This window comes from Rhodococcus sp. NPDC049939 (assembly GCF_040656415.1).
Classification (GTDB): domain Bacteria; phylum Actinomycetota; class Actinomycetes; order Mycobacteriales; family Mycobacteriaceae; genus Rhodococcus_F.
In genome coordinates this window covers 1-18,222 of sequence record NZ_JBFAMC010000007.1, presented here as the reverse complement: position 1 = coordinate 18,222, position 18,222 = coordinate 1, and the positions used below count along the sequence as shown (strand labels likewise).

At 63.5% G+C, this 18,222-nt stretch carries 15 protein-coding genes; 8 read left to right on the top strand and 7 right to left on the bottom strand.

All coding sequences use genetic code 11. The features are described from left to right. Window positions 1-11 precede the first annotated feature (11 nt). Window positions 12-503, bottom strand: a complete 492-nt coding sequence (locus tag AB0I57_RS19110) for a polyadenylate-specific 3'-exoribonuclease AS (RefSeq protein ID WP_358338813.1) — start codon at window positions 501-503, stop codon at window positions 12-14. 67 nt (window positions 504-570) lie between these two features. Here AB0I57_RS19110 and AB0I57_RS19105 point away from each other — a divergent pair, with 67 nt between their 5' ends. Continuing rightward, entirely contained in the window at window positions 571-1,890 is a 1,320-nt protein-coding gene (locus AB0I57_RS19105; protein WP_358338810.1) for a glycosyltransferase 87 family protein, read from the top strand. Window positions 1,891-1,917: 27 nt separating this feature from the next. Here the strand turns inward: AB0I57_RS19105 and AB0I57_RS19100 are convergent, their stop codons facing one another. The 6 genes from AB0I57_RS19100 to AB0I57_RS19075 all read right to left on the bottom strand — a co-directional run bounded on the left by AB0I57_RS19100 (window position 1,918) and on the right by AB0I57_RS19075 (window position 6,539). Next, on the bottom strand, window positions 1,918-2,679 hold the full coding sequence (locus AB0I57_RS19100) for a lysophospholipid acyltransferase family protein (protein ID WP_358338807.1): 762 nt from the start codon (window positions 2,677-2,679) through the stop codon (window positions 1,918-1,920). A gap of 137 nt (window positions 2,680-2,816) precedes the next feature. Further along, a complete protein-coding gene (locus tag AB0I57_RS19095; RefSeq protein ID WP_358338804.1) occupies window positions 2,817-3,803 on the bottom strand; it encodes an ROK family protein in 987 nt (328 codons plus the stop codon). Window positions 3,804-3,908: 105 nt separating this feature from the next. After that, entirely contained in the window at window positions 3,909-4,325 is a 417-nt protein-coding gene (locus tag AB0I57_RS19090) for a hypothetical protein (protein ID WP_358338802.1), read from the bottom strand. Further along, entirely contained in the window at window positions 4,322-5,563 is a 1,242-nt protein-coding gene (locus AB0I57_RS19085) for an ArsA family ATPase (RefSeq protein WP_358339060.1), read from the bottom strand. The genes AB0I57_RS19090 and AB0I57_RS19085 overlap by 4 nt, the downstream gene beginning before the upstream one ends. After that, complete coding sequence (locus AB0I57_RS19080) at window positions 5,560-5,997, bottom strand: SRPBCC family protein (protein WP_358338799.1); 438 nt, start codon at window positions 5,995-5,997, stop codon at window positions 5,560-5,562. Before AB0I57_RS19080 ends, AB0I57_RS19085 begins: the two co-directional genes overlap by 4 nt. Before the next feature lie 167 nt (window positions 5,998-6,164). After that, on the bottom strand, window positions 6,165-6,539 hold the full coding sequence (locus AB0I57_RS19075; RefSeq protein ID WP_358338796.1) for a polyketide cyclase / dehydrase and lipid transport: 375 nt from the start codon (window positions 6,537-6,539) through the stop codon (window positions 6,165-6,167). A gap of 170 nt (window positions 6,540-6,709) precedes the next feature. On the opposite strand from AB0I57_RS19075, the gene AB0I57_RS19070 reads away from it, so the two are divergent. From AB0I57_RS19070 to AB0I57_RS19040, 7 genes are all read left to right on the top strand, one after another. Continuing rightward, window positions 6,710-8,521, top strand: a complete 1,812-nt coding sequence (locus AB0I57_RS19070) for a long-chain fatty acid--CoA ligase (RefSeq protein ID WP_358338793.1) — start codon at window positions 6,710-6,712, stop codon at window positions 8,519-8,521. Between the two features lie 308 nt (window positions 8,522-8,829). Further along, window positions 8,830-11,073 (top strand): Ig-like domain-containing protein, encoded by a 2,244-nt coding sequence (locus AB0I57_RS19065; protein WP_358338790.1) that lies wholly within the window; start codon window positions 8,830-8,832, stop codon window positions 11,071-11,073. A gap of 155 nt (window positions 11,074-11,228) precedes the next feature. Further along, window positions 11,229-12,641, top strand: coding sequence for an Ig-like domain-containing protein (locus AB0I57_RS19060; RefSeq protein ID WP_358338788.1), 1,413 nt, complete (start codon window positions 11,229-11,231; stop codon window positions 12,639-12,641). Between the two features lie 229 nt (window positions 12,642-12,870). After that, on the top strand, window positions 12,871-14,319 hold the full coding sequence (locus AB0I57_RS19055; RefSeq protein WP_358338785.1) for an Ig-like domain-containing protein: 1,449 nt from the start codon (window positions 12,871-12,873) through the stop codon (window positions 14,317-14,319). Between the two features lie 202 nt (window positions 14,320-14,521). After that, window positions 14,522-15,979 (top strand): Ig-like domain-containing protein, encoded by a 1,458-nt coding sequence (locus AB0I57_RS19050; RefSeq protein WP_358338782.1) that lies wholly within the window; start codon window positions 14,522-14,524, stop codon window positions 15,977-15,979. A 140-nt stretch (window positions 15,980-16,119) separates the two neighbouring features. After that, window positions 16,120-16,755 (top strand): Ig-like domain-containing protein, encoded by a 636-nt coding sequence (locus AB0I57_RS19045; RefSeq protein ID WP_358338779.1) that lies wholly within the window; start codon window positions 16,120-16,122, stop codon window positions 16,753-16,755. Window positions 16,756-16,849: 94 nt separating this feature from the next. After that, window positions 16,850-17,749, top strand: a complete 900-nt coding sequence (locus AB0I57_RS19040; protein WP_358338776.1) for an Ig-like domain-containing protein — start codon at window positions 16,850-16,852, stop codon at window positions 17,747-17,749. Window positions 17,750-18,222: the final 473 nt, after the last annotated feature.

Below are 18,222 nucleotides of genomic sequence, written 5' to 3'. Positions count from 1 at the left end.
CGCGAGCCAGGTCACCGCAGTGACCGCGCCGCCTGTACAGCCTCGAACTTCGCAAGGTTGTGCCGGGCATCCGCCAGGGCGTCGTGCGCGTCGCCGGGAGCGGAAGGAAGCGTTGGGCTGCCGTGTTCCTCCCAATATTGCCGGAGCTCATGCGTGTATCGGGGCAACGACTGCGGCAGTTGCGTCATGTCCCCCCAGAGCTGACACAGCGCGACGTGATCATAGGCAGCCACCCACGCCCAAAGCTCGGGGACTACGCCTGGCCGGGGAACCAGGAAAGCGAAGAGATCGTCGCGAATGCGGTCTCGGCTCTTCCACAGCGGTGACGACCGCGGCGGCAGCTTTGGCAGCACATTACTGCGCACCCACGCTCCCGCCCGACCTGGGTCGAAATCGGTTGACACCGCGTAGAATTCACGACCGTCCTCTGCGACCACCCCGATCGACACCAGGTCGATGGTGCGACCATCTTCGATGAATTCGCAATCGTAGAAGTAGCGCACGCCCGTAAACTATGCCTGACCCGCCCGCGTCAATCCGATCCACCCCTACCTTACGAAGGAGTCTTCGGTGCGCCTGACCTCGGACGGTCGATATCCAGCCATCCTCGTCACGGATTCCGTCGACGCACCGCCGGCGCCTCCACATCTTCGCATCGGGTGGTTCGCGGTCCGAGTCCTCATTCTCGCCGGGCTCGCTGTCGGCTTCACCTACAACCTGCTGGGCTTGCCCGGTTTCCGGGACTTCGGCCACTACTACCGCCTCGATCTCGACGTCTACCGCCTCGGTGGTTCCGTCTTCTTGGACGGTTCGACTCTGTACGGGTCGATGCCTCCTATCCAGATGGGCAACTTCCTACCGTTCACGTACCCACCGTTCGCCGCCATGGTCTTCAGTCCACTGGCGACGATGTCACTGGCGACGGCTGGGACCGTCGTGACGACCCTGTCGCTGATCGCTCTGCTCGGCGTGCTCGCAGTCACCCTCGACTCGCTCGGCATCGGGCCACGCAAGACGCTGGCATGGACTGCCATGGGGATGCTCGCGGTGTCCATGGCCCTCGAGCCGGTGTATTCGACACTGGACTACGGACAGATCAACATCGTGTTGATGGCCCTGGTAGTCGCCGACTGCCTCCCCCGGCAGACGCCGTGGCCACGAGGGTTGCTCATCGGCCTGGCCGCCGCGATCAAGCTGACTCCAGGCATTTTCGTCATATACTTACTGGCGCGCAAGGACTTTCGCGCATCGATGGTGGCTCTGATCAGTTTTGCCGCGTTTGCCGCAGTGGGCGCGATCGCTGCGTGGAGGGACTCGATCACGTACTGGACGCAGGCCCTCTTCGACTCCCACCGCATCGGCGCACCCGCCTACCCCGCCAACCAGAGCATCACGGGCGTGCTGGCTCGACTCGGGTTGAGCGACCCAGCTCGCACAGCGATCTGGCTGCTGCTGTGCGCCGTGGTTCTCACGCTGACGCTGGTGGCGATGGTTCGCGCGCTCCGGTCGGGTGAAACGACACTCGCGCTGGGGCTCAACGCGATCCTCGGCCTGCTGGCTTCACCGGTGTCCTGGTCGCACCATTGGGTGTGGTCGACGCTGGTCGTCTTCGTACTCGGGATCCTCTCCTACCGGCGCCGCAGTATCGCCTTGGCCATCACTGCCCTCTCCGGCCTGGTCGTCTTCATGTCGGCCGCCCACTGGAAACTGGGCGCGGGCCGTTGGAGTGGCACCCATTGGAATCTCTGGGACCAGTTCCTCGCCTCTTCGTACGTGTGGTGGGCGCTGGCAGTCGTGCTTGTCACGATCTTCTCGTTCCGAGCGCGACCGTCTCAGTCCGGCGACGACCGATCGAGGAATCTCAGCGATTCGACCGTTCCGGTCGGCTGAGAAGCTGGGCAGCTGGAAAGGCGCGCCTCAACTAGCCTTTGTGTCGGGCAAGCGCGTGACATCGGCGGCATCGGGTCCCGGGGCCACATTGGATACCGAGCCGCCCCCCGCTGCGGGTGTCGTCTTCTTCACGGTCGCCGCGTAGATGTCGACGTATTCCTGACCCGACAGCTTCATCAGCGAGTACATGACCTCATCGGTGATCGCGCGCTCGACGAAACGATTGCCGCCCATGCCCTCGAAACGCGAGAAGTCGATCGGCTCCCCGACTCGGATGGTGACCTTCGCCGGCCGCCACATTCGTGACCCGATCGGGTTGACCTTCGCCGTTCCGATCATGGCGACGGGAATGACCTTCGCCCCTGACTCGAGCGCCAACCGCGCAAGGCCCGTCTTGCCTTTGTACAAGCGTCCGTCGGGTGAGCGGGTGCCCTCGGGATAGATTCCGAGCAGTTTGCCATCCGACAGGACCCGAAGTCCCGCATTCAGGGCATCCTGTGCGGCGTCGGCGCCCGTCCGGTCGATCGGCACCTGGCCGACCACCGAGAAGAACCAGCGCTGGAATGCTCCCTTGATCCCGGTCCCCGTGAAGTACTCTCGCTTGGCGAGAAAAGTCATCCTCCGTCGTACCCGCAACGGTAGGAAGAACGAATCCAAGACCGCTTGATGGTTGCTCGCCACGATGGCTCCGCCCTCGGCCGGAATGTTCTCGATGCCCTTCACCGTCGGCCGGCCCAGCACCCAGAGCAACGGCCCCAGCAAGACATACTTGAAAAGCCAATAGAACATTCCGTCCCTCCCGTTCACAACCCAAGCCTCACTCGGATCGACTCTACTTTGGGTGGTTTGGGGCCGCTACACACGCCAAGGTACCCCGGACGGCATCGCTCTGCGGGGCTCCGCGGATCGGGCGGACGTCAGCTTGCCTATTCGGGTAGAACAGCTCGGGCAAGTTCGGCCGCTCCGATCATGCCGGCCGCCTCACCCAGCTGAGTCGGCCGGATCCGGGCGAGCGGCCGATGCCCTGCACCCGTCGTCAATGCGGCATAGTGCTCGCGGGCTTCGTCGATGAACAGTGGCGCCGAACTGGCGACACCACCCGCGATCACAACGAGATCCGGGTCGTACACGTCACCTACCAGCGCCAGTCCCACGCCCAACCACCGAGCGAATTCTCGCATCGTCTCCAGTGCCAACGGATCTCCGTCGTGCGCGGCGCCGCCGATGCGCAGGCCGGTCAGCCCACCTGGGTCGACGGCAACCTCTCTGGCGAGCAGCGTCGAAGTCGCCGGGTCCGCAGCCAACAGTTCGATCGCGGTGTCGACCAGGGCGGTTCCGCTGCAGTACCGCTCCCAGCAGCCACGTTTCCCGCAGGCACACGGACGACCGCCGGGAACGACCTGGATGTGCCCGAGTTCGGGCGCGACGCCATGAGTGCCGCGGTACAACTGCCCATCCGCGAGCAGCGCCGCGCCGATACCCGTGCCGATGGCGAGCACCAACACGTTCCGGCCACCGGAGGCCGCGCCGAATCGGTGTTCGGCCCATGCGGCGGCATTTACATCGTGTTCGAGAATCACCGGAAGACCCAACCGCGCTGCGAGGTCGCGGCCCACGGGAGCACCTACCCATGGCAGGTGCGGTGCGAACCGCACGGTGGTGCGGTCGGGTGTAACGAATCCGGCGACCGCCAACCCGACCGCTGCAACGTCGTGCCGCGCCCCCAACTCGCGCACCGCGCGGTCGAGACCGTTCTCGAGTGCCGAAGCCGACGCCGGGGTCGGCGACTGGAGCGAATCCAGCACCTCACCCGACGAATCGACCACCGATGCCCGGATGCTCGTTCCACCCACATCGATGCCGATAGTCAGTGCCGAACTGGCGTCCGTCGCGCTGCTCGCGGCATTAGTCATGCACACGATTGTGCCGAAGCAGGCTCCTGGACACGCCCCAGATCTGCAATCCGCGTCGTTCCCGCAACAGTCGCTTGCCGACAGCCGTGCCCGAACCGCGCAATGTCAGGGCTTGATCGTGACCTCGATCGGAACGAACGTAGAACCACCGGCCGGTGTTGCGTCGGGGGCACCGTCCGGGGCAGCAGACCCCGTTGCCGAAGCCTGTGCCCCGTCGGGTCTCCTGTCCGAGCCGTGGGCACTGTGCTCTTCGAGAAGCTGTCGCAACAGCGCGATCAGGACAGTCGCCTGCTCGGCAAGCAAGGTCAACAGGTCGTGTTGTTCACCGCGAATCAGTGCCGCAAGGGCGCAGACAGGGCACCAAGCACATCCCGACCACTGGCCGGTGCCCGAAGGCTCTGATTCGGGCGACTCCTGCACGTGCGGCGCCACAAGGCGTTGCACAATCGGCTCGAGACGGTCGAGGGCTGTCTCTGCGAGGACCCGCAGTTCCTCCATTACCTGCGCGTGATCATCGTTCATACCGGCCACACCTGGGGATCGGGCGTGAATCGCACAACGAGGTCGGTGCCGTCGAGTTCTGCGTCCGCAACCGCGCACCGCCGCAGCACAGAGGCGAGCCGTACCCGGCGGCGCACCCCTTCAGCCCCAACTACCAAGTCGTCCTCCACTCGCCCCAGCGTCAACGTCGACGGGTTCACGAGCGGCAGATACATCCGCATCGTGTACACAGAATCCACACCGGCTCCCGATTCCAGCCCCACCCGCACCGCAGGTGGGTTCTTCCCCAACACCGCAACCGCGTCCACGGTGTCGCAATACAACTCCCGGGCGATACTGCCGAGATCGGCCAACCCTACCGGCTCCGTGACCGACCGTTTCACGGAGAGGATCGTGGTGGCGCCTGCGCTGGCGGCGAGCTCCGAGAGCACTCTCTGTTGAAGCGCTCGTCTCCTGATCAACCAGGCCACACCAGGGTCCACGCTTCCCGTCGGTGAATCAAATTGCGGCAGAAGTTTGTTCACCAGGATTGCGTCGACGTGCAGCCCGGACAAGGCTGCGGCCACCACCGTGCGCCGGGTTTCGGCCAACACCATTCGTTCCGGTGTCGTCACTAGGCGCACAGTAGTTTTGGAGCGATCCGCAAGCAGTTCACGGACCCTGCCAACCGTGGACACCACGTGTTCGATCAATGCCACCAGCATGACCAGCCTCGGATCGGACCCCAATGCCGCGGTCATTCGGCGATGCTGCGGCCACACTCGCTCTATGTAGTCCAGAGCCATCGCAGGTGAGGCGAGTGTTCGCAAGCTGTCCGCGGTGGGGGGACAGTCGACCACGACGGCGTCGTAGTTGCCCTCGGTCGCGAACCGAACGATCTCACAGAGCCCGAGCACGTCCTGCACTCCAGGGAGACCGGTCAACTCCTCCGGTTCGAGCGCCGACACCTGACCGCCGTGCTCGTGAGCGCCTGCCGCAGCGAGAACTCCTGCCAGACTCCGGAATTGCGATTCGAGCAAAGAGAGCGTATCCAGCTCGATGACGTCGAAGTCGGTGTCTATCGACACGATCTCCCTGGCGCCGCCGATCCCGAGTACGTCGGCAACGGAGTGAGCCTGGTCGAGGGAAACGAGAAGCGTCCGATGCCCGCTCTCGGCGGCCGTTTGCGCTGTCGCGGCGGCGAGCGTGGTCTTCCCGACGCCCCCTTTTCCTACAAAGAATTGGACCCGGGCAGGTCCGGGTTCATGCTCGCTGTTCAGCCTTCTACCCGTTTCTTGAGTTCTTTGAGCGCGCTGTCAGTGATTGCTTTCTCTGCTTTTCGTTTGAACAAGCCGATCATCGGGATGGTGAGGTCGACGGTGAGTTCATACGTAACGGTGGTGCCGCCCTCAGCAGCTTCCTCGAGCACGTACGAGCCGAATTGCGACTTCTGGATCTCGCCCGATACGAGTTCCCAGCTGACGGATTTGCCATCGGGCGCCCAGTCGTAACGCAGCACGTATGTGTCCTTGACCATTCCCGCATCGAGCATGAAGCGCACTTGAGCGGCCCGGCCATGCTCTCCAGGCTCGACAACTTCGACGGATTTCGCAGCCGTGACCCATGCCGGATATGCGGCGAAGTCCGCGATCACGTCCATCACCCGGTCGGGCGGCGCCTCGATTCTGATCGACCTCTTGGTCCTCTCGGGCATGGAGTGAACTCTTCCTTTCACCTGACAGGCCCGCGCACCGATGGCCGGGCTTCGCCGTTAACGGTTTCCTATGTCTATGTCCTGATGTCTACGACCTGCCCGACTATCACACACGATCTCTGCGCCTCGACACAATGTCGGTTCGACCGCGGCGGGGCCGCTCGGGATCAGGATGGCGGTTCGCCTGCCGGTCGCCCCGCTTCGAGTTCCTTCTTCACCTCGAAGGACATCACCTTGCCCTCGACGCGACGACGACGGTTCAGCGCAGCCAGATCCAGGGATCCACCTGCGGGCACCGGTTCAGCGTGAAGGAAGTAGTGAACGACGACCCCGTCCATCACGGGCTCGAGCCACACCTCCATCGTGCCGCTGAGCGGACCGGTCACGGTCCAGCGGATGCCCTTCTCGGCGCGGTCCTCCCGGACCTCGAGCGTCAGATCGGGCCACCATCGGCGCCAGCGGCCTCGCGGCGCGATCGCCGCCGCGACCCTCCGCGGCGAGGCCACGATGAACGTCTGGTCTGCAACCTGAATGCTGCTCACAGAAACTAGCTTCACATACCACTGTTCCGCGCCCCCGCCCCGGTTCGGAACAACCCGGGTGACGTGGGCTCTTGCGCCCTCCGTCGGGCTGAACATGGATGATCCGGGGAACGGTCTAGAGTTGAACCCAGCAATCTTACTGCAAAGTTCTTTCTGTGTCGGAGGTTTTCGTGCCCGAGTTCAGCGCGCCACTGTCGTTCACCATCAAGGAGGACTCCTCCGCGGTCGACTCGGTGTTCGCCCATGCCGCTGCCGACCCGAAACTGGTCGTCTACAAGCGAAAGATCGGCGGAAGCTGGTCCGACGTCACATCCGCCGAGTTCGCGGAGCAGGTCACCGCAGTGGCCAAGGGCTTCATCGCTCTCGGCGTGCAGCAAGGTGACCGGGTCGCGTTGATGTCGGCCACCCGGTACGAGTGGCCCCTGATCGACTTTGCGATCTGGGCCGCAGGCGGTGTCACCGTGCCCATCTACGAGACATCCTCCGCCGAGCAGGTCCGCTGGATCCTCGAGGACTCCGCGGCCATATATCTCATTGTCGAGAACGCGGGGCATTCCGCCACGGTCGAGGCCGTCGCAGCCGAGGCGCCGGCGCTGCGAGGCGTCTACCAGATCGATCCTGCTAACGGGGGCAGCGGAGCCGTCGAAGAGCTCATCGCGCGGGGCACTGACGTACCGGACTCAGAGGTACAGGCCCGGGTCGCAGCGTTGAAGGCTGCAGATCCCGCCACTCTCATCTACACCTCGGGTACGACCGGACGGCCGAAGGGTTGTCAGCTCACCCACGCGAACCTCGTCGCCGAGTCGAAGGGCATCCTCGATTCGAGCCTCGGAACAATACTGAAGACCCCCGGTGTCAGCACTCTCATGTTCCTGCCGATGGCGCACGTCCTCGCTCGCGCGGTGAGCATCGCGTCATTCGATGCCGGCGCCACGCTCGGGCACACAAGCGACATCCCGAACCTCGTCCCCACGTTCGGAGAGTTCCGACCCGATTTCATCCTGTCCGTCCCCCGCGTGTTCGAGAAGGTCTACAACAGCGCGCGCAGCAAGGCGCACAGCGAGGGCAAGGGAAAAATTTTCGACGCCGCCGCCGAAACCGCGATCGCCTGGAGCGAGGCCCAGGACAAGGGTGGCGCCGGACTGGTCCTCAGGGCCAAGCACGCGCTGTTCGACAAGCTCGTATTCTCCAAGCTGCGCGTCGCCCTCGGCGGCAAGTGCCAGCTCGCGATCTCCGGCGGCGCACCGCTCGGTGCCCGCCTCGGTCACTTCTTCCGCGGGATCGGCATCACCATCTACGAGGGCTACGGCCTCACAGAGACGTCCGCCGCATTCGCCGTCAACACGATCGGTGAACAGAAGGTCGGCACTGTAGGCAAACCGTTGTCGGGCAACTCGGTTCGAATCGCCGAAGACGGCGAAATACTCTTGTCGGGACCAGTTGTGTTCGACGGGTACTGGCAGAACGAGAGTGCCACCGCCGAGGCTCTCGAGAACGGCTGGTTCCACACCGGCGACCTGGGCTCGGTCGACGCCGAGGGCTACATCACGATCACCGGACGCAAGAAAGAGATCATTGTCACAGCCGGCGGCAAGAACGTCTCTCCCGCACCGTTGGAGGACCGACTTCGCGCCCACCCCCTCATCAGCCAGGCCATCGTGGTAGGCGATCAGCAGCCGTACATCGGCGCCCTGATCACCATCGACGCCGAGTCACTCCCGGCGTGGAACGAGCGTCACGGCAAATCGTCCGACATGAAGGTCACTGATCTTCTCACCGACGCCGACCTGGTCGCCGAGATCGATGCTGCCGTTACCGAGGCCAACTCCCTTGTCTCGCACGCCGAGGCGATCAAGAAGTTCCGGATCCTCCCGGTGGACTTCACCGAGGAAACCGGTGAACTCACGCCCACCATGAAGCTCAAGCGCAACGTGGTGCAGCAGAGCTTCGCGGACGACATCACCGCCCTCTACACCACATAGACCCCCGCATCCGGGATCTTCGGTCTTATCGATCGAAGGGGTTTCGGCAACACTGCGTGGCAACAGATTCGGTGCCGCCCCATCGACGTGGGGCGGCCGAGTCATGCTCGAGGCCGTCCGTCTACGATCACCTATTTGTCGGTTGTGGGACCTGTGAGGGACACCACCACACCAGTCCTGGAAAAGGCCATTGCGTCTGCAACCGATGTGGTCTACTGCACGGAATTGTCAGCGCTGGATACTACGAGAAATCTGGACGGCCAGACGTCATTTTGGTGTCTTCGGTCCGTCGTGGAGGGGATATCTGCATGTTTGTCAGGAACATTCGCCGCGTAGTCGGCGGTGTGGGTACCGTGGCGATGGCCGCGGGACTCGCGGTGGCGGTCGGTGCCGGCACCGCGAGTGCGGCTTCCGAATCGAAAACGTGGAACGACGGCAACACCAAGTTCACCCGCACGATCAGCAACGTCGACCCCCGCGAGGGAGACACCTTCACCTCGAAGACGAAGATCTACAAAGAGTTTGGTGGTGTCACGGAGTACATCTACGAGGTGAAGGACTGGCACCCGGCCTGTCTGGAATTCGTATCGGCGAAGGTGGACGGGAAGAGCTACAGCGCCAGTACGGGTAACGATTGGGCCAAAGTCGAAGGCAACCTCACCAAGTGGCCGATCAGACCGATCCTGGACCCCCGCTCGCGAACGTTCGAATTCAAGTACCGAGTTGGCGCGGACTGTGAGCGCGATGTCGCGCTGAAGACGGGGCTGAGCTATGACGGCTCCCTCGGCAGCGGGTCGTACAAGACCAAGGGCCCGAGTATCACCGTCGACATGAACAACACGTCCACGACGCTGGGTCCGGTGCCTACTGCTGTGGTCGGAGCGCCGGTTACCCTGAGCGCCACGGTGACCGGTGGCCATGAGGGCGACAAGGTCGACTTCCACGACGGCGACACCAAGATCGGCGACGGCCGGTTGAACGACGACGGTGTGGCGACAATCGAGTGGACTCCGGACACCGATGGTGAGCACACACTTTCTGCGAAATTCCCCAAAACGTCGAGAGCGAATAGCTCGCAGTCGGATACGCAGACCGTAACGGTGGCTGCACCCGAAGTCACCAGCACCACACTGACCGGTCCGACCACCGCGCTGACCGGCGAAGAAGTGGCCTTCACCGCCCAGGTCACGCCGATTCCGACTGGTGGCACCGTCCAATTCAAGAATGGCGAAACCGATCTCGGCCCCGCCGTCGAGGTCAACGCGGACGGCGTTGCTACCCTGCCCCACACCTTCGGCGCCTCAGGCACCTACGAGATCTCCGCCGTCTACTCCGGTGCACCCTGGTTCACCGGATCGACCTCCGGCAACCACGCCGTCGAGGTCAACGAGGGCACCAGCACCACACTGACCGGTCCGACCACCGCGCTGACCGGCGAAGAAGTAGCCTTCACCGCCCAGATCACGCCGAACCCGGCCGGAGGCACCGTCCAATTCAAGGACGGCGAAACCGATCTCGGCCCCGCCGTCGAGGTCAACGCGGACGGCATCGCCGCCTTGCCCCACACCTTTGAGGCCGCCGGCACCTACGAGATCTCCGCAGTCTTCTCCGGCACCCCCGCATTCCTCGAATCGACCTCCGCCAACCACACCGTCGAGGTGTCCGAAGTAACAACCACCACACTGACCGGTCCGACCGCCACAATGGCAGGCGAAGAAGTGGCCTTCACCGCCCAGATCACGCCGAACCCGGCCGGAGGCACCGTCCAATTCAAGGACGGCGAAACCGATCTCGGCCCCGCCGTCGAGGTCAACGCCGACGGCATCGCCGCCTTGCCCCACACCTTTGAGGCCGCCGGCACCTACGAGATCTCCGCAGTCTTCTCCGGCACCCCCGCATTCCTCGAATCGACCTCCGCCAACCACACCGTCGAGGTGTCCGAAGTAACGACCACCACACTGACCGGTCCGACCAGCTCACTGACCGGCAGCGAAGTGGCCTTCACCGCCCAGATCGCGCCGATTCCGACTGGTGGCACCGTCCAATTCAAGGACGGCGGAGCTGATCTCGGCCCCGCTATCGAGGTCAACGCGGATGGCACCGCCAGCCTGACCCACACCTTCGACACCGCCGGTCCCCACGAGATCGCCGCCGTCTTCTCCGGCGCTCACGGCTTCATCGGATCCACCTCCGTCAACCACACCATCACCGTGGCCGAACCGGAACCAGATGATGTCGCGACCACGACGGTGCTGACTGCGCCTGCGTCAGCGAACAAGGGGGACGATGTAGAACTGATCGCGACGGTTTCCCCGGACCCGGCCGGTGGCACCATCCAGTTCTACGACGGCGCAACCCCGCTCGGATCCCCGGTTGAGTTGACCGACGGTAAGGCGACGCTTTCCCACGCCTTCACCGAGGCCGGTGATCGTCAAGTGGCTGCGGTCTACAGCGGAACGCAGGGTTTCCTGGGCTCAACCGCCCAGGCCGTCACTGTTAACGTCACCGACGAAGGCTCCGGCGGATCATCCGACAACACCTTCGGATCTTGAGATAGCACCACCGGCCGCCCGTCTTCGTCGACGGGCGGCCGGTCCGGTGTGTGGTCATCCGGTCATCTAGCACTTCTGTGCCCAGAAGTGCGCTATTGTCTACGCCGATCCGGCAATTGGACAATTGTCTGAATTTGTACTCGAGAGGAATCTGCATGCTTGACAGGAACATTCGCCGCGTAGTCGGCGGCGTCAGTGCGGTCGCGGTAGCCGCCGGGTTCGCAGTGACGGTCGGTGCCGGCACAGCGGGTGCGGCTTCCGACTCGGTCGTTTGGAACGACGGCAACAGCAAGTTCACCCGCACGATCAGCGACGTGAACCCCGCCGAGGGCGATATCATCACCACCACGACCAAGTTCGAGCGGACGCGCATCCCGGTCGAGTACATCCACGAGATCTCGGACTGGCACCCGACCTGCCTGGAGTACGTATCGTCGAAGGTGGACGGGAAGCAGTACGACATCGACAGCCAGGGTGACGACTGGGCGAAGATCAGGGGTGGGCTGATCGAATGGCCGGTGTACCCGAACGTCAACCCGAAATCGCACACGTTCGAGTTCTCGTACCGGGTCGGCCCGGACTGTGACCGCGGCGTCACGCTGAAGACGGGGATGAGCTACCAGGGCTCCATCGGCGACGGCTCGTACAAGACCAAGGGCCCGAACTTCACGGTCCAACTGAACGAATCGTCGACGACACTCGCACCGGTGCCGAGCGTGCAGGTCGGAGATGAAGTTGACCTGACCGCCGTCGTGACCGGCGCATTCGAAGGCGACACGGTCGGGTTCTACGATGGGGAAGTCAAGATCGCCGACAGCCCGTTGAACGGCGACGGAGTGGCGACCACGAAGTGGGTGCCGGCCACGAAGGGTGGGCACACACTTACCGCGAGGTTCGCGGCGACCCCGAAGACCGAGGGTTCACAGTCGGCTCCGCAGACCGTGCAGGTCTCTGAGGCCGATGCGGGGTCGTCGACCGTACTCGCCCCCATCGTTGGTGCGCAGGTCGGTCAGTCCACCGTTCTGAGGGCGACGGTCTCACCGGCAGGTGCGGGCGGCACAGTGATATTCACGGACGGCGGTGCAGTCCTGGCCGAGGTACCGGTCGAGGCCAACAGTGTGGCGACCTACGCGTGGGTGCCGTCCAACTCGGGCGACCACAACATCGCGGCGACGTTCACCGGGCGTCCGGGCGTCGCCGGATCGACGACCTCGGCCACCGTGAATGTGGCGCCGGCGCCGGTCGACAACATCGACTCGGTAACGGAACTCAACCTCCCTGACACCGCAACCGTTGGTGACCGGCTGACCATCACGGCGCAGGTGACCCCTGGTGATGCAGGCGGAACCGTCACCTTCAAGCAGGATGACTCCGTCTTCGCTACGTCCTCGGTCGATGCGAGCGGTCAGGCCACCGCCACGTGGGAGGCCGAGAATGAAGGCCAGTTCCGCATCACTGCCGAGTACTCCGGTGCGGGCAACGTGAACGCATCCGACGATGAGGCTTTCGTGGCCGTCTCGCCGGTCCCCACCGAAACAAGCAGCATGGAAAACGTTTTCGGTTCCTGATGTAGCTGACCCAGTGTGGCCCGTGCGAGTTCATCGCACGGGCCACACTGCCGTATCCGGACGCGACCCGCGTCGGCGGTATCCCGACGCGACCCGCGTCGGTGTTACCGGACTCCGGCCCGATACGTGGTCACCGGTCGCCTGGCATCACTGCGCCTGGAGTGCGCTATGGTTTACGCCGATCCGGTAGTTGGACAGTTGTCTGAAATAGTATTCGAGAGGAATCTGCATGGTTGGCAGGAACATTCGCCGGGTGGTCGGCGGCGTCAGTGCGGTCGCGATGGCCACCGGACTAGCGGTGACGGTCGGTGCCGGCACCGCGAGTGCGGCTTCCGAATCGGTGACCTGGAAAGACGGCAACACCAAGTACACCCGAACGATCAGCAATGTCAACCCGCGCGAGGGAGACATCATCACCTCGACAACCAAGTTCTACAAGGAGTTTGGTGGTGTTTCGGAGTTCATCTATTGGGTGACGGACTGGCACCCGGAATGCCTGAAGCTCGAATCGGCCAAGGTGAACGGCAAGAATTACGGCATCGACAGCCAGGGTGATGACTGGGCGAAGGTCAGCGGCAGCGCCACCCAGTGGTCGATCAACCCGATCAGGAACCCACGCTCACAAACATTCGAATTCTCGTACCGGGTCGGCGCGGACTGCGACCGCAACGTTGCGATGAATACAGGGATGACCTACAACGGCTCTCTCCAGAACGAAAAGCCGGCCAAGACCAAGGGGCCGAAGGTTTCGGTCCAGATGAACGCCACCACCACCACTCTCGACGCACCGTCCGTCGCGCAGGTCGGGCAATCGGTGCTGCTGAACGCGACCGTGGATGGCGGCGCCCAGGGCGACGACGTCGAGTTCTACGACGGTGCCACCCAGATCGGGACGGTTCCGTTGGGCGGTGATCGCGTAGCCACGTTGAGCTGGACACCCACCACCGCGGGTTCACATACCTTGTCCGCGAAGTATTTGGCGACCTCGAAGGCCGAGGGCTCAGTGTCGCCCGTGAAGAGCGTGGGTGTCACCCAGGTCGACGAAATCTCATCGACCGTGCTCGCCCCCATCACCGGTGCGCAGGTCGGTCAGTCCAACGTCCTGAGGGCAACGGTTTCGCCGACCGGTCCCGGCGGCACGATCGAGTTCAAGGACGGTTCCACGACGCTCGCCAACGTACCGGTCGATGACAACGGGATCGCCACCTACACGTGGGTGCCGTCCACCGCGGGCGACCACACGATTGCTGCGTCGTTCTCCGGACGACCGGGTGTGCTCGGTTCCACCACCTCGGCCATCGTGAATGTGGCTGCGGCGCCGGTCGACAACGTCAACTCGACAACGGTCCTGACCGCCCCCGACACCGCAGACGTCGGCGAGCAGGTGACCATCTCCGCGCAGGTGACCCCTGGTGATGCAGGCGGAACCGTCACGTTCAAGCAGGATGACTCCGTCTTCGCGACGTCCCCGGTCGACGCGAGCGGTCAGGCCACCGCCACGTGGAAGGCCGAGAATGAAGGCCAGTTCCGCATCACTGCCGAGTACTCCGGTGCGGGCAACGTGAACGCGTCCTCTGCCGAGGAGTTCGTGAAGGTAGGAGGCAACGGCGGCGGCGACAGCGACGGCGGCGACGGTGAGAGTGACGGCGGCAGCCTCGACAACGCCTTCGGCTCCTGAGATAGCTGAGTAGCACACGCTGTGTGGCCCGTGTGAGTTTCTCCCACGGGCCACACTGCTATGTCCAAGAACGCGACCCGCACTGTGCTGCAGAAGTCCGGTCAGATTCGTGAACTCCTAGTCGATTGGCACTACCTGCGCTATGGTCTACGCCGATCAAGCAGTTGGACATTGTGTCAAATCACACTCGAGAGGAATCTGCATGGTTGACAGGAACATTCGCCGGGTGGTCGGCGGCGTCAGTGCGGTCGCGATGGCCGCGGGATTAGCGGTGACGGTCGGTGCCGGCGCCGCGAGTGCAGCTTCCGAAGCGATCACGTGGACCGACGGCAGCAGCAAGTTCACCCGGACGATCAGCGACGTCAACCCTTCCGAGGGCGACATCATCACGTCCTCGATCAAGTTCCAGCGGACTGGTATCCCGGTGGAATACATCTATGAGGTCAAGGACTACCACCCCTCATGCCTGGAGTTCGTGTCGTCGAAGGTGGACGGACAGAACTACAACATCGAAAGCCAGGGTGAGGACTGGGCGAAAATCACTGGTGGAATCACCAAGTGGCCGGTCTACCCGAACATCAACCCGAAGTCTCACACGTTCGAGTTTTCCTACCGCGTCGGCGCGGACTGTGACCGCAACGTCGCGATGGACACAGGAATGACCTATGACGGCTCGCTCGGCAGCGGTTCGTACAAGACCAAGGGTCCGACAATCACGGTCCGGATGAATGCCACCACCACCACTCTCGACGCACCGTCCGTCGCGCAGGTCGGGCAATCGGTGCTGCTGAACGCGACCGTGGATGGCGGCGCCCAGGGCGACGACGTCGAGTTCTACGACGGTGCCACCCAGATCGGGACGGTTCCGCTCAACGGCGATCGCGTAGCCACGTTGAGCTGGACACCCACCACCGCGGGTTCACATACCTTGTCCGCGAAGTATTTGGCGACCTCGAAGGCCGAGGGCTCAGTGTCGCCCGTGAAGAGCGTGGGTGTCACCCAGGTCGACGAAATCTCATCGACCGTGCTCGCCCCCATCACCGGTGCGCAGGTCGGTCAGTCCAACGTCCTGAGGGCAACAGTTTCGCCGACCGGTCCCGGCGGCACGGTCGAGTTCAAGGACGGTTCCACGACGCTCGCCAACGTACCGGTCGATAACGACGGTGTCGCCACCTACACGTGGGTGCCGTCCACCGCGGGCGACCACACGATTGCTGCGTCGTTCTCCGGACGACCGGGTGTGCTCGGTTCCACCACCTCCGCCATCGTGAATGTGGCTGCGGCGCCTGTCGACAACGTCAACTCGACTACGGTCCTGACGGTCCCCGACACCGCAGACGTCAATGTCCCGGTGGGTATCTCCGCGCAGGTGACCCCTGGTGATGCAGGCGGAAACGTCACGTTCAAGCTGGGTGACTCAGTCATCGCGACGTCCTCGGTCGACGCGAGCGGTCAGGCTACCGCCACGTGGACGCCCACGAGCGCAGGCCAGTTCAGCATCACTGCCGAGTACTCCGGCGCGGGCAACGTGAATGCGTCCGCCGACCAGAAGTCCGTGATCGTCGGAGGCGTCCCCGGCGACGGCGACGGCGACGGCGACGGTGACGGTGACGGTGACGGTGGCGGCGGCGGCAGCCTCGACAACGTCTTCGGTTCCTGAGATAGCTGAGTAGCACACGCAGTGTGGCCCGTGTGAGTTTCTCGCACGGGCCACGCTGCTATGTCCAAGAACGCGAACGCTACACATTCATTTCAATGAGAACTGGACACTCTCGCCAGTTCTGGCTACGCTGCTCCGCCGTGACCTATGGAGTCGGCGCACCGAACAGCTACGCGTCCACGGGTGACGCGTCCGCGATTCCAGCCTTCGAGGGCCGCCTCGCCCCCGGCCAGGAGGTCACGCAAGGCTGGAACCTCGAGAACGAATCCGACCAGGGAGGCTTCGTCGAGGATTGCCTGGGCGAATGGAACAAGACTTCGCCGGACGTCAAGGTATATGCCCGGGCACAGCTCGGCGACGATTTCGGTAACAAGGTCGACCTGGCGCCCGACGTCGACGCAGTTGTAACGCTTACCACACCGGGCGGCCCGAACGACGTGATTACGAATGAGTCCGTTGATCTCTCGGCCCAGGTGAGGGGCCTCGCCGGCAATGCTGTCGGTGGCACGGTCCAATTCGAGGAAAACGGCACGGATATCGGCAATCCGGTCCAACTGGTCGACGGTCGTGCGATGCTGCCACACACCTTCACCGGCGAAGGCGCGCACGAGATCACTGCGGTCTACTCCGGAGCACACGCAGTCGAAAGCTCTTCCGGCCAGGCCCAAACGGTCACCGTCACCGCCCGAACGATTTCGGCTCGGAGCCCTTCGGATCTCTCGGCAGCCTGGGGAGTATCTTCGGAACGTAGCCGGATCGGTCTCGGGTTTGTCTGATACACACAATAATTGAGGCCCCGATGTGTCTCGGAACAGCCCGAATTTCTTCAAAAACTGGACGCTTGTGTTAGTTCTAGTTATGCTGCGCGTCATGACGACAACCATCAGCGCACCAGGCAGCTTGAAACGGCTGACCACTGCCTTCGGCGGCGCGATTCTAGCCCTGTTTCTGGCAATGTTCGGAGCGCTGGTGGCGCCCGCAACCGCCGCCGCCGACCCCAACGTCCTGGAGTACTCCGCGGACGAGGTGAACTGGGGAGACACGAGCGAGATTCCAGGCTTCGAAGGCGAACTCATCCCCGGCGGGGAACTCACCGCCACCTTCTATGCTAGGAACAACACCGAGCGGGGTGGGATTCTCCAGGTCTACCTGGGCGAATGGTCGAAGACTTCGCCCGACATGGAGGTGTACGTCCGGGTGGAGATCAACGACGCCTCCGGAGACGTCGTGGACCTCATCGACAACGTTGCTCAGCCGGGCACCGAACTGAATACGGTCCGCGTCGAGCCCGGCCAGACCGCCAAGGTGAGCCTCGTGGTCGGCATGCCCATCGATGCGGGCAACGCTTCGCAGGATCAGTCCGTTGACCCGGCGTTCAGCCTCGACTTCGAGGTCGACGCCGCTGCCGAGACGACCACCACCCTGGATGTCCCGAACACTGCAGAAACCGATAAGTCCGTGGAACTTTCCGCAGAGGTGACAGGCCCGGAGGGTGACGCCGTCGGCGGCACGGTCCAGTTCAAGGCGGACGGGGCCGATATCGGTGATCCGGTCGATCTGGTCGGCGGCAGCGCGACACTGGATTACACCTTCAGCGAGGCAGGAAACTACGAAATCAAGGCCCACTACAGCGGCACGGATGCCTTCAATGCATCCATCAGCGAGGGGGCCACGGTCGACGTCTCCGAGTCCGGCGACGGTGACGGCGACGGCGACGGCGACGGTGACGGCGAAGGCGGCGGAAGCCTGGAGAACATCTTCGGTTCGTAGCCGGCCGACATAGCTAGCGCACACGTAAAGGCCCCTCACCGCCGCGGTGAGGGGCTTTTGCGTGTCTGCCCTACTAACCGGGTGCCCCGCACCGGTGATTGCTGGTACATGGACGACAGGGGTTCAACTCGAGCACGATCCCGCCAAGCCGGTCCGAATAGCACTGAGTCCGGGTTCAATTGCCCGACCGAGCAATTAGAAGTCAACTGCTTGGTTCATTCGCCACTGGTGAAGGTCTTTGCGCAAGCACAGTCACTCATTCCCCTTGGCTGACCACTCGACGATGTGTCTCGTGAACCGCACCAGCCGAACCCACATGTGCGGTGATAACTACGCGTGAATCAGCCTGACCGCGTTGTACCGATGGCGCGGTCGCATCCGACTTATCGACAAAGCACGAGGCGGGGCCGGGGGGGGTTGGCCGCCGGCGCCGCCGGGGTTAAATTTTTAGAAACAAAATAAAAAATAAAGTG

Bases quoted from the DNA above. Each gene is read 5' to 3' on its own strand.
- AB0I57_RS19060 (WP_358338788.1), top strand. From the start codon at position 11,229: ATGCTTGACAGGAACATTCGCCGCGTAGTCGGCGGCGTCAGTGCGGTC.
- AB0I57_RS19050 (WP_358338782.1), top strand. From the start codon at position 14,522: ATGGTTGACAGGAACATTCGCCGGGTGGTCGGCGGCGTCAGTGCGGTC.
- AB0I57_RS19095 (WP_358338804.1), bottom strand. From the start codon at position 3,803: ATGACTAATGCCGCGAGCAGCGCGACGGACGCCAGTTCGGCACTGACT.
- AB0I57_RS19090 (WP_358338802.1), bottom strand. From the start codon at position 4,325: ATGAACGATGATCACGCGCAGGTAATGGAGGAACTGCGGGTCCTCGCA.
- AB0I57_RS19065 (WP_358338790.1), top strand. From the start codon at position 8,830: ATGTTTGTCAGGAACATTCGCCGCGTAGTCGGCGGTGTGGGTACCGTG.
- AB0I57_RS19040 (WP_358338776.1), top strand. From the start codon at position 16,850: ATGACGACAACCATCAGCGCACCAGGCAGCTTGAAACGGCTGACCACT.
- AB0I57_RS19080 (WP_358338799.1), bottom strand. From the start codon at position 5,997: ATGCCCGAGAGGACCAAGAGGTCGATCAGAATCGAGGCGCCGCCCGAC.
- AB0I57_RS19100 (WP_358338807.1), bottom strand. From the start codon at position 2,679: ATGTTCTATTGGCTTTTCAAGTATGTCTTGCTGGGGCCGTTGCTCTGG.
- AB0I57_RS19055 (WP_358338785.1), top strand. From the start codon at position 12,871: ATGGTTGGCAGGAACATTCGCCGGGTGGTCGGCGGCGTCAGTGCGGTC.